Source organism: Psychrobacter sp. bablab_jr014 (assembly GCF_016464015.1).
In the GTDB taxonomy this organism is placed as follows: Bacteria; Pseudomonadota; Gammaproteobacteria; order Pseudomonadales; family Moraxellaceae; genus Psychrobacter.
In genome coordinates, this window is record NZ_JACDXT010000049.1 from 141417 (window position 1) to 155864 (window position 14448).

Genomic DNA, 14448 nt, shown 5'->3' on the forward strand with positions numbered 1-14448 from the left:
TTAACCGTTGTTAATTATCCTTTGCACGCCGCGCTGACTTTTTTGACTTCTTCATAGACTTTGTCGGCATCCAAGCCCATGGCTTTAACATCGTTGAGGTACTTTTGACTGCCTGCCAGTAGCGGCCCTCTCCAATTGGGGTCATTGAGCGGGTCAGGAATATCGACCATGGTATGCCCTGCTGCGCGTGCTTGCTCGCGGAACTTAGCATCTTCTTTATCCGTCACCTTACCCACCAAGTCAGACATGACTCTGCCTGAGTTGTCATCCAAGACCTTTTTTAGGTCATCAGGCAGACTCTCATATTTATCTTTATTCATGGTGACCATTAAAGAGGAATTATAAAAAGGAATATTAGTATGCGCGCGGGTCAACTCAATCAGTCGAAAGTCTCCTGTCGGTTGCCAAGGAAAGCTGATCCCATCAATCACGCCGCGCTGTAAAGAGGTGTAGATATCAGTGGCGGGCAAGCCGACAGGTGTGCCGCCTGTCGCCTCAATGATATCGCCTGCGATGGCAGAAGGACGGCGAATGCGTTGTCCTTTCATGTCTGCAGGGACACGGATGGGCTTATCAGTAGTGTGAAGTACAGACGGGCCTGCACCCATTAGGAATAGCAGATGCGTGTCGTCGTATTCGCTCGCAATCGTACCGTTGTCATACAGTGTCTGTAGGATACAGCCCATTTGGGTAGCGGAGTTGGATAGTCCTGGCAGCTCAGCAATCTGTGTGAGTGGAAAGCGCCCACTATTGTAGCCGTGGACTTGCGCGCCAATATCAATGGTGCCTTTAGCAGCCGCATCATAGGTGACGTCAGGTTTGCTCAAGGTGGCAGACGGGTAAATCTCTACTTTTAGCCTACCGTTTGATTCCGTCTCAACTTTTTTGGCCCAAGGCTCAAAAACCTCGACATGCATCGCAGACGTGGCAGGCCAAAAGTGTGAAAACCGTAATACGGTCGTATCTGTTTGTGCACCGCTTGCGTTTTCAGCTTGCCCTGAGCAACCTGCCAATCCAAGCATCAGTGCTGCGACCACAGACAAGCTGGTACGTTTTATGGCTTTTTTCATAACGCTTCTTCCTTGATTGTGTTTAGTGTCATCATCAGCATGACGATGCACCCGTGCTCCCTGCACGACCATCCTTGGTTCAGTCATATACAAGATAATGACAATGCATGGCATTAACCTTATCCAAAAAACATCACTCTTCGTTTATTTTTGTTCTTAATTAGAATTAACGTTCGTATTGTGAATTAAGCTATACTCTTTTTATGAGATTGTCAATGCTTTATCTTTGTTGACTCACAAGCCCTACTTAAACGAAACCGTATCGTCGTTATCGATAGGCAAATGTTATCGGCATCACGCAAACGTATTCAGCAAGTTATCGATAAAAAAGCCAAAAAAACCGCCAGTGTGGACGGGTCGTCACATGGCGGCGTTAATTTTTGATAGGTACAAGATAAGTATGAGCAGTATGTAAGCGGTTGTTCTAAATTAAATATAGTAGGTTTGGATATTGTCCGCGCATTCTTTAAGTAGCGGTAAAAACTGCTCAATCAAATCTGCTTCTGAGACGCGCATGGCATTGGTACTGATATTAATCGCACCTATCAGCTCATTGTTGGACTTATAAACAGGCAGTGCCAATGAGCGCAGTCCCGAATCTAGCTCTTGGTCAACCACGGCATATTGCTGTGCTTTGATATTAGCCAGCGCTTCTTTAAGCACTGTTTTATCAGTAATACTGTGCGGCGTATAGGCGACCATGTCGGTGTTGTCAAGAAACTCAGCAAGCTCGTCTTCGGGTAGATTTGCCAAAATTACGCGTCCCATAGACGTATAGGCGGCGGGCAGGCGTGTCCCAATGGCAATGGCGATAGACAATAAGCGATGCTGTGCGGCAGAGCGTGCAATGTAAGTCACATCGTCACCATCCAATACGGCAAACGAGCAGGATTCGCCCGTCTGCTCGGTGACACGCTCTAGATAAAACTGAATAATATCATGATGGTGCACACTGTTTAGATAGCTTGCACCAAGACTCAATGTCTTGGGTGACAGCTTAAATTGACGCTTGCTTTTGTGCACGTAACCGAGCGCATGTAGGGTGAGCAGATAGCGGCGCGCTTTTGCTCTATCGATATTGACACGCTCGGCAACCTCACTCAGGGTCATGCTGGTGTGGTTCTCGTCAAATGCCAACAAAACGCTCAGCCCGCCTGCAAGCGACGCGACAAAATCTGGACTGTCAGAGGATATTTTTTTATCTTGTGTCATGGGCATACTGTTTTTTACTTACTGAAATCAGGGATTCTAAATGAAAATCAATCGATTAATCAATCAGCCTTTTGTACATCCTGCGGTGGCAGAGGACTTGTCAGACCGTGGTTTCGTCCAAGCCATGCTCGATTTTGAGCTGGCAATAGTGGCCGTGCGTGAGCGTAACGGACTTATTCCTAAAGGAATTTTCGATAGCATGCAGCACGCTTTGTCCCTTGAGAATTTTGATATAGACACCTTAAGCCAAAATACTTATTTGGGCGGTAATACTGCGATTCCGTTTGTGACTCAGGCCAAAGCCTTACTTTCCGATGACTTAAAACCCTATTTTCACCAAACCGTTACCAGCCAAGATGTCATCGACACCGCAATGATGCTAGTGCTCAAACCTGTTGCCCATCGTATCTATGATGACTTATTGCGAACGCTCAAAGCGTGCAAAACATTGATCAGTGACCATCGTAGCACACCGATGGCAGGTAGAACTTTGCTACAACAAGCCTTGCCCATTACTTTTGGGGTCAAGGTCGCACAATGGGCGGCAGGTCTGCTTCCTATCGCAGCACAGCTACAGCATCTGACACAAACAGGATTTTACCTGCAATGGGGCGGCCCTGTCGGTATCGGTGATGAAGAAAACCAGCAGCACCAGTTGCCACAGCACGTTGCGGACTATCTCGGTTTGGCGACGCCGCTATTGCCTTGGCATACCAATCGCCAGCCTATTCACGCCATTGCCAGTAGCCTTGATGCCTGTGCAGGCGCGATGGAAAATATCGCTCTAGATATTGCCTTAATGTGCCAATCTGAAATCAGCGAGCTGTCTGAGCCAGCGATTGAAGGTATGGGCGGCTCCTCGTCCATGCCGCACAAGCGCAACCCCGTACTGTGCGCCCTTATCAAAGCCGCCAGTATAAGAATGCACGGACACTTAAGCGTTATCAGCAACACCACTGCCCAGCCCTTTGAACGCTCATTGGGACAATGGCATGCCAGCTGGGTGCCCTTGACCGAAGGCGCAGCGCTTATCGCGGGCGCGGCTGCCTATCTCAAAACACTGCTACAAGGACTGCAGGTCCATCCTGAGCGTATGGCAGCCAATCTAGATTTAAACAGCGATGCCTACTTAATAAAGCCGCTTACAAAGTACGCTAGAAACACCGAGCAGCATGCGCTACTTGATACGATTGATAACGCCAGTGAATACGCTCATCAGCAGCATGCCGGGTTTGTGACGACGTTACAGCATTTGCTGGCTACCGAATCTAACGAGTTGTCAGACACGTATCAACACAGCTTATTACCTGTCACCAATCCGTTACGCTATTGTGCGTCAGCAGACCGTCAGTGCCAAGACGTTCTAGACGCTATTGGCGCCATTATAGCGCAACACCAAAAAGACAAATAAACCCACAATAACATTGACAGCAACACCAAAAAACGCTAATTTAGTTCTAAATACGAACAATAATTCATATTTAGAACATGGTTGTTTAGAATATGAATACTCAGTAAGCATCAAAAAGGGATTTATGATGAAAAAAAGACTTCCAATGAGCCTTGCATTGACGGCTCTTCTTGGCTTGACTGGCTGCTCGCAATCAGGCGACACCGTAGCTCCGGACAGTACCGAAACCACCACCTTACGCTTTTCACATTTTTGGCCTGCCACTGCCGCGACACATACTGAAATTTTTGAGCCGTGGGCCAAAAAAATTGAAGAAGAGTCAGGCGGCAGACTCAAAGTCGAGATTTATCCGTCTGCGACATTGAGCAAGCCTGATGCCACCTATGACGCGACTGCCAAAGGTACGGTCGATATTGGTTCGCAGCTACAAGGCTATACCAATGGTCGTTTTCCTTTAACTCAAGTCACCGAGCTGCCAGGGCTATCGAACTCCGCGACGCAAATGAACTGCATGCTACAAACGCTGTATGATGAGGGCGTCATTGCTCAAGAATACGACGACACGCATTTGCTGTTTATGATGGGCACGGGTCCTGGCGGGATGCACACCGTTGACCAGCCCATTCGTACGCCAGATGATTTAAAAGGCTTGCGTATGCGTCGTCCTTCAACAATCGCAGGCGACATTATTGAGTCGGCAGGAGGGACGCCAGTTGGCTTGCCTGCTACCGACATTTATACCTCGCTTCAGCGTGGCGTCTTGGATGGGGTCAGCTTGCCATGGGATGCAACAGGCTCATTTCGTTTGATTGAGCTGACCAACACCCACACCAATATTCCGTTCTATAGCTCGGCCATCATGGTCACGATGAATAAAGACAAGTACGACAGTCTGCCCGATGACCTTAAAAAAGTCATCGATGACAACTCAGGTATGGCGATGGCAAAAGCGGCAGGCAAAGTATTTGATGCGGAAGATGACAGATATATGGCCGAAGCCAAAGCCAAGGGCGATACCATGATAGACATTCCTGACCCGCTGAACGACCCACAATGGAAAGCGCCCCTAGAAGCAGGCACGCAAAAGTACCTAAGCGATGTCAAAGCGCAAGGACTGGATGCGGAGAGCGTCTACAAAAAAGCACAAGAAGCAAGCGCTGCCTGTAAAGCATAATAAAACCACAGGGTGCGGCTCTGTCCACGCAGCACAGATCCGCACAGGCATTTCGTTTACTTCGCGTTCAAAGGAATGATGATGACTCAAAATACTCAACAACAAACCCCGCAAAAAACCTACAAAGCCGCCGTGATTCGTGAAAAAGGCGGCAAGTTTCAGATGGAAACCGTCAAGGCGACCGACATGCGTGACGACGAAGTGCTGGTACGCGTGGTCGCTGCGGGCATGTGCCACACCGACATGGTCGCCCGTGACCAAGTCTTTCCCGTACCGCAGCCTATTGTCCTTGGGCATGAAGGCTCAGGTATCGTGCAGGCGGTCGGCAGCAAGGTGACCGAGCTTGCGGCAGGTGACCATGTGGTCTTGACCTTTTTAAACTGCAATACGTGCAATGCCTGTCACGAGGGGCATCCCGCCTACTGCGAAAACTTCAACGATTACAACTTTTCGGGGCAGCGCGTCGATGGCTCGCATGCTTTGAGCGCAGAGGACGACAGCGAGCTGCATGACCGCTTTTTTGGGCAGTCCTCGTTCGGCGAATATGCCATTGCTAATGTGCGTAACGTCATCAAAGTGCGTAAGGACGCGCCCCTTGAGCTGCTCGGTCCATTGGGCTGCGGCATCCAAACGGGCGCAGGCACGGTGATGAATGCGCTCAAGGTCAGCGCAGGCAGTAGCTTTGTGGCTTGGGGCGGCGGCGCGGTTGGGCTGTCAGCGGTCATGGCGGCAGCAGCTTTGGGCGCGACCACCATCATCGCCATCGACATCGTGCCCTCACGTCTGGCGCTGGCGCGCACGCTTGGTGCGACCCACGTCATTAACAGTCAAGAAGAAAATGCCGTCGCCCGCGTCAAAGAGATTACCCATGGCGGCGCACAGTTTGCCATGGATTCAACAGGTATCAGCGCGCTTATTTGCGACATGATGGCGTCTCTACGCTCGCGTGGCACAGCGGCTATCGTGGGTGCGTCTGCGCCAGGCACGACCGCCGCGCTCGATGTCACCGACATCATGCAAAACTGCAAAACGCTGATTGGCGTGGTCGAAGGCGACAGTGTGCCCAGTATCTTTATCCCTGTGCTCATTGACTTATATATGGTGGGCAAGTTCCCATTTGATAAGTTGGTTAAGTTTTATGACTTTGACGACATCAACCAAGCGGCAGAAGACAGCGAAAAAGGCGTCACCCTAAAGCCGATTATCAAAATATCGGCAACGGATGATAGCAAAGAGGCGTAATCGCAAATCTTACTAATCTTGATTGGTAATATGGATAATTCAAAAGCCCGATGCCTCTGGACTGACCCCCAAAAGTTGGACGGTTTAGATTAAATGAAGGACTGCGTTCTGTACTTAACAGGGCTCAGTCCTTTTAGTTTAAGTTGAATACGCTCATTATTGTAATAGTGCATGTACTCATGAATCTGTTTTTCTAGCTGCTCAATCGTTTTGGGTTTTTCAATATAAATGGTCTCGCACTTTAGCGTCCCGAAGAAGCCTTCCATCAGCGCATTGTCCAAGCAGTTACCTTTTCTGCTCATGCTTTGTTTGATACCGTGTGCTTTGAGCGTTTTGCTAAAGTGTTTCATTTGATAATGCCAGCCTTGGTCTGAGTGCAGCAGAAGTGCTTTATCACGACATGCTGTCGTCTTGACGAGCGCAGCATCAAGCATCTTGCGCACCAAGTCATAGGTCGGGCGCTTTGAGAGGGTGTAACTGACAATCTCATGGTTATAACAATCCAGTATGGGCGACAGATACAGCTTGTCTTCACCTACTTTGAACTCAGTAATGTCCGTAAGCCAGCGTGTGTTCGGCTTATCTGCATGAAACTGACGCTTTAGATGGTTCGGGGCAATACTGCCTTGCACTCCTTTATATGAGCGGTACTTTTGCCGTCTTATCTTGGCGCTAAGCCCCAGCATGCGCATGAGCCTTGAGATGAGCCTTGCTTTTTGCTTGCTTGTTCCTCCGCTTTGAGCAAGGCATCGAGCTTTTTTAGGTAGGCAACCTCCGCCCGCAAGTACTCATTCTCACGCTTAAGCTCGGCGACGCTTTTCTCATTCTCTGGCTTGTCTGTGATATAGGGTTTGCTCATGGCGGGTCTACCTTTAGGTTTAGATTCAAGCCCTGATATGCCTTGACGCCTATAGGCGCTCTGCCACTGGCTGATCAAGGCAGGGGCGCTGATGTTAAAGTTGAGTGCAACCTCTGATTGACTCAAACCCTCCTCAAGCATGGTGGTGAGTACGTTGAGTTTGAACGCGCTACTGTATTTGGCTTTACTGCTCTTTGGTTTGATGGCGTCGATACCACCCTTTTGATACTGCCGAACCCATTTGCATACGGTCTTGTCATCAATATCAAATGCTTTCGCGGTCGCTTTGCCTGTGTTCCCTTGTTCATAGTATGCGATGACTTGTTGCTTAAAGTCTAGATCGTAACGCATAAAAATACCCCATAAGTGGTGTCCAACTTATGGGGTGCAGTCCACTCCTATCGGGCTTTTTTGTTTTTGCGTATAAGTGCAAGAGAAACCAAGTACTTGAAAGTGTGCAGATTCATTACCTTCAATAATTGATACTGTCATCAAAATGTTGCGCATAGCATACTTAGTGTTAGTCTCCGTTACCAAAACCCTATACACCATACCGCATGACAAATTGACACAAGTGCTCGCCTTGTAATACTATTAGTTACTTACATTATTCCTACGACTCATTAGTGAGTTTTGTTTTTATTGGAGTCATACCATGCAGTGGACCAAACCAGCTTTTAAAGATATCCGTATCGGCTTTGAAGTCACCATGTATTTTGAAGCACGCTAAGACCTGCCAGCACCCATTTTTATTAAAAGCCCTAGATAATTAGGGCTTTTATTTTTTTGTATTTTGGAAATATCGATTTATGTATATTCATGTTTTAGGCTCAGCGGCGGGTGGCGGCTTCCCGCAGTGGAACTGTAATTGCGCTAACTGTCACGGCGTCCGCCAAGGCACGATTGATGCACAGACGCGCACCCAATCATCTATTGCCATCTCAGAAAACGGCATTGATTGGATTTTGTTTAACGCTTCGCCCGATATTCGCCAGCAGTTATTTGACTTTAAAGCCGCGCAGCCCGCCCGCCAGCTCAGAGACACGGGCATTAGTGCCGTGGTGTTGATGGACAGTCAGCTTGACCACACCACAGGGCTATTGACTTTACGTGAAGGCTGCCCCATCTCGGTATGGTGTACCGACATGGTGTATCAAGACCTGACCACGGGTTTTCCTATTTTTAATATGCTCAAGCACTGGAATGGCGGTCTAGCGTACAATCAAATCGACCCAGCGCAATCCTTTAGCATCGATGGTTTTGACAATTTAGAGTTGACGCCACTTGTCATCCGCAGCTCAGCGCCGCCCTACTCGCCGCACCGCAACGACCCGCATGATGGCGACAATATTGCCTTAATCGTCAAAGACCTTACCACGCAAAAGCAGCTGTTTTACGCGCCAGGTCTTGGCAAGATTGACGATACAGTTATGAACATTATGCAGGCGTCTGATTGCGTGATGATTGATGGCACGCTGTGGACCGACAATGAAATGCAAGAATGCGGCGTCGGTACCAAGACAGGACAAGACATGGGGCATTTGCACATCAGCGGTGATGATGGCTCGCTGCATTATCTCGACCAGCTCGATGACACGCGCAAAGTATTGATTCATATTAATAACACCAATCCAATATTAAATGAGCAATCAGAGCAAGCGGCGACCCTAAAACAGCACGGCGTTGAAGTGGCGTTCGATGGTATGCAGATAGAGCTTTAAGACACACGGTAAGATAAAGACAGCAATCGCAAGGTAAACATAATGCAAGAACCAACCGCAGCACTCAGTCCAGAAGCGTTTGAACAAGCGATTATGGCAAAAGGTCAGTATTACCACATTCACCACCCTTTTCATATAATGATGCACGAAGGGCGCGCCACGCAGCAGCAAATCCAAGCGTGGGTCGCCAACCGCTTTTATTATCAAATCAATATCCCGCTAAAAGACGCAGCAATCATGGCGAACTGCCCCGATCAGCGCGTGCGTCAAGAGTGGATTCAGCGCATGATTGACCAAGACGGCGTGTATCCTGATGGCGGCGGGCGCGAAGCGTGGCTTGGTTTAGCAGAAGCGGTCGGTCTGACACGTGAGCAAGTCATTTCTGAAGAATTGGTTTTGCCAGGGGTGCGCTTTGCGGTCGATGCGTATGTTAACTTTGCCCGCCGTGCCACATGGCGCGAGGCGGCGAGCAGCTCTCTGACCGAGCTCTTTGCCCCGCAGATTCATCAGTCGCGCTTGGAATCATGGCCCAAGCACTATCCGTGGATTAAAGAAGAAGGCTACACCTATTTTCGCTCACGCCTTAGCCAAGCCCGCCGCGATGTTGAGCATGGTCTGACCATCACGCTTGACTCATTCAAAACGGCAGAGCAGCAAGAACGTATGCTTGAGATATTACAATTTAAGCTCGATATCTTATGGACGATCTTGGATGCCTTGAGCCTCGCCTATGTGCATGACCAAGCGCCGTACCAAAGCGTCACCAACGAGAATGTCTGGCATAAAGGATTGTTTAAATGAGTATACCTGCGAGTTTACCTGAGCTGGATCAATCGCTCGTCCCTGTATGGCGTCACGGCTACCGCTTTCAGTTTGAGCCAGCACAAGATGCCTATGTGCTCCTCTACCCTGAGGGCATGATTACGCTGAACGACAGCGCCAGCATCATCGGTCAACAGATTGACGGTCACGCATCGATTGCCGATATCATTAAAAAGATAAAAGCGATGTTCGGCGATGTGCCTGAGATTGAGCAAGATATTATTGAATACATGCTGGTCGCCCAGCGTGAACATTGGATTGAACTGGTATGACTGCACCTGCTGGGCTGCCCTTATGGTTACTTGCGGAGCTGACCTATCGTTGCCCGCTGCAATGCCCGTATTGCTCAAACCCCATTGACTATGCGCGCTATAAAGACGAGCTGACGACCGAAGAATGGTGCGCGGTGTTCGACGAGGCGCGGCAGCTGGGCGCGGTGCAGTTGGGCTTTTCTGGTGGTGAGCCATTGGTGCGCCAAGACTTAGAAACACTGGTCGCCTACGCGCACCAAAAGGGCTTTTATACCAACCTCATCACCTCAGGCATGGGACTGACCGAAGCACGCATTGCCAGTTTAAAAGATGCAGGCTTGCAGCATATTCAAATCAGCTTTCAAGCCAGCGACCCTGTAGTGAATAATCTCTTAGCGGGTTCAAAGCATGCCTTTGAACAAAAATATGAGATGTCGCGATTGGTTAAAAAGTACGACTACCCGATGGTGCTAAACTTTGTGATTCATCGGCAAAACATTGACCAAATCGACAAAATCATTGAGCTGTGCTTAGAATTAGAAGCCGACACGGTGGAACTGGCAATCTGCCAATTTTATGGCTGGGCGTTTGAAAATGTCGAAGGTCTACTTCCGACCAAAGAACAAGTCGTGCGCGCCGAGCGTATCACCAATGAATATCGCAAAAAAATCGCCGAGCTGGGTATTAAATGCAAATTGATTTTTGTCGTCCCTGATTATTACGAAGAGCGCCCAAAAGCCTGTATGGATGGTTGGGGCAAGATTTTCTTGACCGTCGCGCCTGATGGCACCGCGTTGCCCTGTCATGCCGCAAGACAGCTACCGATAGCATTTCCGAACGTCAAGCAAACACCGCTAAAAGACATCTGGTATGACTCGGCGAGCTTTAATCAGTATCGCGGTGATACGTGGATGCCTGAGATGTGCCAAAGCTGTCCTGATAAAGAACGCGATTATGGCGGCTGCCGCTGCCAAGCGTTTATGCTGACAGGCGACGCCAAAAACGCCGACCCTGTGTGCGGCAAATCGCCTTATCATTATTTAATTGAAGAGGCGCGCATCAATAGTAAAACGCCCGTCGCCTTTGAAGACTTACGCTTTAGGAACCCCAAAAACTCCAAACTGCTCAGCAAAGAGGCGCGCATCCCAACGCAGACGGTGACAGAATGAATAAAGCGACCATGACCCAGCCTATAGTCTTTGATGGACACAATGATTTATTGACCCGCCTTTGGCTCAGCGCAGCGGCTGACCCTGTGCATGATTTTATTTACGGCACGCTGCCTGGGCATTTAGATTTGCAGCGCTGCCAGCAAGCGGGCTGGCTCGGCGGACTGTTTTCTATCTTTTTACCGCCTTATGGTTATGTAAAAAATAACCATCCTGACAAGTTGGCCAATCAGTCAAATACAGACTTTACGCCACAAGAAATCGTCGATATTTGCGGCGCGCAATTACAGCTTGCTCAAGCATTGCAAGCGCAATCAGACGGGCAAATTCAGATTTGTACCTCGGTCGCACAAATCAAACAATGTCAGAAAAACCATCAACTGGCCATCGTGCTGCATGTCGAAGGCGCGGAGTTTTTGGCGATTCAGCCTGATTTATTAGACACGTTTTATGCGGCAGGGCTGCGAAGCATCGGTCCACTTTGGAATCGAAAAAGTCTGTTTGGTGATGGTCTAAACGCGGCTTTTCCGCATTCGCCCGATACAGGCTCGGGACTTACCGAGGCTGGCAAAGACCTTGTGGTGACTTGTGCCAAAAAGGGCATGGTCATTGATGTGTCACACATGAATGAGCGCGCCTTTTGGGACACGCTTGAGATTACAAATCAGCCGATTATCGCAACCCACTCCAACGCGCACGCCTTATGCCCGCAGGCGCGAAACCTGACCGACCAGCAGTTGAGCGCCATTAAAGCAAGTGGCGGCATGGTTGGCGTGAACTTTGACGTCGCATTTTTACGCGCCGATGGGCAGCGCAATATACAGACGTCCCTTGATGTCATCATTGACCATCTGGCTTATTTGCTTGAGCAGTTGGGCGATGACCACGTGGGCTTTGGCTCAGACTTTGACGGTTGTCTATTGCCTGAGCCACTTAGCGATGTACGTGATATGGATAAGCTGATTACGCGCATGCAGCAGCGCAATTTTTCTAAGGCGCTCATTAACAAGATAGCCTCAGAAAATTGGTTTAGGGTGTTAGATGAGATATGGCACTAACCCATCATGTGACTGAATAATATCCATGCACCGATAATGATCAGCATGACGCCACCAAGCATCTCGGCGCGATGACCAATCAGCGTGCCAAGCGCCCTGCCCAGCATCACCCCAATCGTCACCATCATTGCGGTCGCCAAACCAATAAGCGCCGCCGCAACAAAGATATTGACATCAATAAAGGCCAGACTGATACCAATCGCCATCGCGTCAATGCTGGTGCCTAGTGCAGTAAGCATGATTTTTACCACAGACATTTTCGCAGGCTTATCACCTGCATCCTCGTCATCATCGTCTGACTGAAAACTTTCAAAAAGCATATAAGCGCCAAGGCCTGCCAAAATAATAAAGGCGACCCAGTGATCCCAGCGCTCGACAAAGGCGGCATCGATAAAATAAGTGGTGGAGCGTCCAATCAACCAGCCAACCAGCGGCGTGATGGCTTCGACAATACCAAAGATAAGTCCCAGACGTAGGGCTTGAGTAAAACGCGGATTTTTGAGATTTGCCCCTTTACCAATCGCGACCGAAAAGGCATCGGTGGACATAGAAAAGGCAAGTAACAGAAGGGCTATTGGGTTCATGCAAAACAGTCTCGGGTCGAGTATAGAGTCCACGACATACCCACACCCTCGACCTCTAGTGTGTATATATCGATGGTCTCGCCAACCGAGTCGGTGTCCGCACCATGGCATGTGGCCAAATATGTTGATACGAACGCTTTTGTTGTTTTATCTCGCTAACAAAAGCAGGCTACTCCCCAAAGAGGGCTTTAGAGTAACATTGATAAAATATAAGTCAATAAGAAAATGCGATAAAAATAAAACTAACGTGGTTTATTCAGCCAGTGCGTGGTCACGCTACGCCCATCCAGCAGCCCTGCTTCAGCGAGCAAAAACGCCCCTGTACATACCGATAAAACCAATTCTACTGCTTTAGCCTGCTTGGCAATCCAATCAATAATAACAGGATTGTGAATCTCAATATTTTTAGCGCCATGGCCACCAGGAATCACTAGGACATCTAAAGGTGGGTGGTTATGAATATCATAACTTGGAATAATAGTTAAGTCATTCCTCGCTATAATCGGAGCCTGCCATTCTGCGATAGTTACCACATTAAAGTGCGCGGCATCTTCGCCATTTTCTACTAAAGAAAAGACTTCAAAAGGCCCAGCGAAGTCCAGCACCTCCACCTCATCGAACAGTAATATGCCAACCGTACGCATAAAATCTCCTTATTTTATTGCCTGTAAATAATATGCCAATTAAGAATATTAACGTAATAAAAAACAGCATAAACAATAGGCAAATCAGATTGCGCTACTTATTTATGCTGCTTGTGTTCAATAACGACCACGCTATATCGTTAGCAACCTACAAGTACAAACTTATAGATTGGGGTTGACGATAATTTTCACTGCCGATTCGTTATTATGAATCAATCTCTCAAAACCTTCTGAAATTAAGTCGTCCAGCTGAATACGCTGGGTAATAAATGGTTCTAAATTAACCAAACCTTGCTCAACCAGCTCGATGGTATCGCGGTGATTGTTGACATAGCCAATCGTGCCGCGTACGTCCAGCTCTTTCATGACCACGCTGTGTACGCTGATAGATGCTGGGTGACTCCAGATAGAAACGATGACCACCACGCCCGCAGGCTTGGTCAACTCAACGAGAGAGTCCAGTACTTTATTGACACTACTACATTCAAAGGCAACGTCAACACCGCGACCTTCGGTGATTTTCATGACTTCTTCTTTTAAGTCCACTTCGGTAGGGTCAAGGATATAATCTGCCACCCCACTCTCATGGGCTTTGTCTTTACGTGCCTTACTCAGCTCAGTCAAGATGACAGTCAGGCCTTTGGCTTTAAGCACAGACGATAGCAACAGCCCAATAGGCCCGCCACCGCCGACCAACGCGACATCGCCTTCTTTTGCACCACTGCGGACAAAGGCATGATAACCAACAGCCAGCGGCTCAATCAATGCGGCTTGGTCAAGCGGAATGTCATTTGAAATGGGATGCACCCAGCGGCGTTTTACAGCGATTTTTTCTGACAGACCACCACCACGACCACCCAACCCGATAAAGTTCATATTTTCGGACAAATGATAGTTATTACCTTCATCAGTCGGTACGTCATCGGCGATGATATACGGCTCAACCACGACATGCTGACCGACTTCAATATCATCAACACCTTCGCCCACTTCATAGACGACGCCTGAAAACTCGTGACCCATAGTGATAGGCGCAGACTCACCTGAGATAGGATGGGGATGCCCACAAGGCGGGATAAAAATAGGCCCTTCCATAAACTCATGTAAATCAGTGCCACAAATACCGCACCATGCCACGTCAATACCTACTGTGCCAGGCTCGACTTTTGGCTCAGGAATGTCCTCGATTCGGATGTCCTTTTTGTCATAAAAACGTGCCGCTTTCATATTT

Annotated in this window: 16 protein-coding genes; 9 read left to right on the forward strand and 7 right to left on the reverse strand. The window is 48.6% G+C overall.

The genetic code is table 11. From position 1 onward, the window contains the following. Positions 1 to 14 precede the first annotated feature (14 nt). Positions 15 to 1070: a TRAP transporter substrate-binding protein gene (locus JIE71_RS11445; protein WP_199508841.1), complete on the reverse strand. Its 1056-nt coding sequence runs from the start codon at positions 1068 to 1070 to the stop codon at positions 15 to 17. A 429-nt stretch (positions 1071 to 1499) separates the two neighbouring features. Then, entirely contained in the window at positions 1500 to 2282 is a 783-nt protein-coding gene (locus tag JIE71_RS11450) for an IclR family transcriptional regulator domain-containing protein (RefSeq protein WP_228284667.1), read from the reverse strand. A 40-nt stretch (positions 2283 to 2322) separates the two neighbouring features. On the opposite strand from JIE71_RS11450, the gene JIE71_RS11455 reads away from it, so the two are divergent. The 3 genes from JIE71_RS11455 to JIE71_RS11465 all read left to right on the forward strand — a co-directional run bounded on the left by JIE71_RS11455 (position 2323) and on the right by JIE71_RS11465 (position 6109). Beyond that, entirely contained in the window at positions 2323 to 3693 is a 1371-nt protein-coding gene (locus tag JIE71_RS11455; protein ID WP_199508843.1) for a lyase family protein, read from the forward strand. A 127-nt stretch (positions 3694 to 3820) separates the two neighbouring features. Then, complete coding sequence (locus JIE71_RS11460) at positions 3821 to 4867, forward strand: TRAP transporter substrate-binding protein (RefSeq protein WP_199508844.1); 1047 nt, start codon at positions 3821 to 3823, stop codon at positions 4865 to 4867. A gap of 81 nt (positions 4868 to 4948) precedes the next feature. Continuing rightward, positions 4949 to 6109, forward strand: a complete 1161-nt coding sequence (locus tag JIE71_RS11465) for an NAD(P)-dependent alcohol dehydrogenase (protein ID WP_199508845.1) — start codon at positions 4949 to 4951, stop codon at positions 6107 to 6109. An 89-nt stretch (positions 6110 to 6198) separates the two neighbouring features. Here JIE71_RS11465 and JIE71_RS11470 read toward each other — a convergent pair whose 3' ends face one another. Then, positions 6199 to 6795 (reverse strand): IS3 family transposase, encoded by a 597-nt coding sequence (locus JIE71_RS11470; protein WP_199508846.1) that lies wholly within the window; start codon positions 6793 to 6795, stop codon positions 6199 to 6201. Beyond that, positions 6771 to 7319: a helix-turn-helix domain-containing protein gene (locus JIE71_RS11475; RefSeq protein ID WP_199508847.1), complete on the reverse strand. Its 549-nt coding sequence runs from the start codon at positions 7317 to 7319 to the stop codon at positions 6771 to 6773. The genes JIE71_RS11470 and JIE71_RS11475 overlap by 25 nt, the downstream gene beginning before the upstream one ends. 304 nt (positions 7320 to 7623) lie before the next feature. On the opposite strand from JIE71_RS11475, the gene pqqA reads away from it, so the two are divergent. The 6 genes from pqqA (at position 7624) to JIE71_RS11505 (ending at position 11989) form a co-directional block, all read left to right on the forward strand. Then, positions 7624 to 7698, forward strand: coding sequence for a pyrroloquinoline quinone precursor peptide PqqA (gene pqqA / locus JIE71_RS11480; protein ID WP_199508886.1), 75 nt, complete (start codon positions 7624 to 7626; stop codon positions 7696 to 7698). Positions 7699 to 7777: 79 nt separating this feature from the next. Beyond that, positions 7778 to 8689 (forward strand): pyrroloquinoline quinone biosynthesis protein PqqB, encoded by a 912-nt coding sequence (pqqB, locus tag JIE71_RS11485; protein WP_199508848.1) that lies wholly within the window; start codon positions 7778 to 7780, stop codon positions 8687 to 8689. A 42-nt stretch (positions 8690 to 8731) separates the two neighbouring features. After that, positions 8732 to 9490: a pyrroloquinoline-quinone synthase PqqC gene (pqqC, locus tag JIE71_RS11490; RefSeq protein WP_199508849.1), complete on the forward strand. Its 759-nt coding sequence runs from the start codon at positions 8732 to 8734 to the stop codon at positions 9488 to 9490. Continuing rightward, entirely contained in the window at positions 9487 to 9783 is a 297-nt protein-coding gene (gene pqqD, locus JIE71_RS11495) for a pyrroloquinoline quinone biosynthesis peptide chaperone PqqD (RefSeq protein WP_199508850.1), read from the forward strand. The genes pqqC and pqqD overlap by 4 nt, the downstream gene beginning before the upstream one ends. Next, positions 9780 to 10931, forward strand: a complete 1152-nt coding sequence (gene pqqE, locus JIE71_RS11500) for a pyrroloquinoline quinone biosynthesis protein PqqE (RefSeq protein WP_199508851.1) — start codon at positions 9780 to 9782, stop codon at positions 10929 to 10931. Before pqqD ends, pqqE begins: the two co-directional genes overlap by 4 nt. Continuing rightward, positions 10928 to 11989 (forward strand): dipeptidase, encoded by a 1062-nt coding sequence (locus JIE71_RS11505; RefSeq protein WP_228284670.1) that lies wholly within the window; start codon positions 10928 to 10930, stop codon positions 11987 to 11989. The genes pqqE and JIE71_RS11505 overlap by 4 nt, the downstream gene beginning before the upstream one ends. Here the strand turns inward: JIE71_RS11505 and JIE71_RS11510 are convergent. The 3 genes from JIE71_RS11510 to JIE71_RS11520 form a co-directional block, all read right to left on the reverse strand. Then, a complete protein-coding gene (locus tag JIE71_RS11510) occupies positions 11986 to 12573 on the reverse strand; it encodes a manganese efflux pump MntP family protein (RefSeq protein WP_199508852.1) in 588 nt (195 codons plus the stop codon). The two genes, JIE71_RS11505 and JIE71_RS11510, sit on opposite strands and share 4 nt — an antisense overlap. 242 nt (positions 12574 to 12815) lie before the next feature. Further along, positions 12816 to 13217, reverse strand: a complete 402-nt coding sequence (locus tag JIE71_RS11515; RefSeq protein WP_199508853.1) for a DJ-1/PfpI family protein — start codon at positions 13215 to 13217, stop codon at positions 12816 to 12818. Between the two features lie 162 nt (positions 13218 to 13379). Next, complete coding sequence (locus JIE71_RS11520; RefSeq protein WP_199508854.1) at positions 13380 to 14444, reverse strand: 2,3-butanediol dehydrogenase; 1065 nt, start codon at positions 14442 to 14444, stop codon at positions 13380 to 13382. Positions 14445 to 14448: the final 4 nt, after the last annotated feature.

What these genes read in the sequence shown, in the direction of transcription:
- JIE71_RS11460 (WP_199508844.1), top strand. Translation starts at nt 3,821, where the DNA reads ATGAAAAAAAGACTTCCAATGAGCCTTGCATTGACGGCTCTTCTTGGC.
- pqqE (WP_199508851.1), top strand. Translation starts at nt 9,780, where the DNA reads ATGACTGCACCTGCTGGGCTGCCCTTATGGTTACTTGCGGAGCTGACC.
- JIE71_RS11505 (WP_228284670.1), top strand. Translation starts at nt 10,928, where the DNA reads ATGAATAAAGCGACCATGACCCAGCCTATAGTCTTTGATGGACACAAT.
- JIE71_RS11470 (WP_199508846.1), bottom strand. Translation starts at nt 6,795, where the DNA reads ATGCTGGGGCTTAGCGCCAAGATAAGACGGCAAAAGTACCGCTCATAT.
- JIE71_RS11475 (WP_199508847.1), bottom strand. Translation starts at nt 7,319, where the DNA reads ATGCGTTACGATCTAGACTTTAAGCAACAAGTCATCGCATACTATGAA.
- JIE71_RS11510 (WP_199508852.1), bottom strand. Translation starts at nt 12,573, where the DNA reads ATGAACCCAATAGCCCTTCTGTTACTTGCCTTTTCTATGTCCACCGAT.
- JIE71_RS11520 (WP_199508854.1), bottom strand. Translation starts at nt 14,444, where the DNA reads ATGAAAGCGGCACGTTTTTATGACAAAAAGGACATCCGAATCGAGGAC.
- pqqB (WP_199508848.1), top strand. Translation starts at nt 7,778, where the DNA reads ATGTATATTCATGTTTTAGGCTCAGCGGCGGGTGGCGGCTTCCCGCAG.
- JIE71_RS11450 (WP_228284667.1), bottom strand. Translation starts at nt 2,282, where the DNA reads ATGACACAAGATAAAAAAATATCCTCTGACAGTCCAGATTTTGTCGCG.
- JIE71_RS11465 (WP_199508845.1), top strand. Translation starts at nt 4,949, where the DNA reads ATGACTCAAAATACTCAACAACAAACCCCGCAAAAAACCTACAAAGCC.
- JIE71_RS11455 (WP_199508843.1), top strand. Translation starts at nt 2,323, where the DNA reads ATGAAAATCAATCGATTAATCAATCAGCCTTTTGTACATCCTGCGGTG.
- JIE71_RS11445 (WP_199508841.1), bottom strand. Translation starts at nt 1,070, where the DNA reads ATGAAAAAAGCCATAAAACGTACCAGCTTGTCTGTGGTCGCAGCACTG.
- JIE71_RS11515 (WP_199508853.1), bottom strand. Translation starts at nt 13,217, where the DNA reads ATGCGTACGGTTGGCATATTACTGTTCGATGAGGTGGAGGTGCTGGAC.
- pqqC (WP_199508849.1), top strand. Translation starts at nt 8,732, where the DNA reads ATGCAAGAACCAACCGCAGCACTCAGTCCAGAAGCGTTTGAACAAGCG.
- pqqD (WP_199508850.1), top strand. Translation starts at nt 9,487, where the DNA reads ATGAGTATACCTGCGAGTTTACCTGAGCTGGATCAATCGCTCGTCCCT.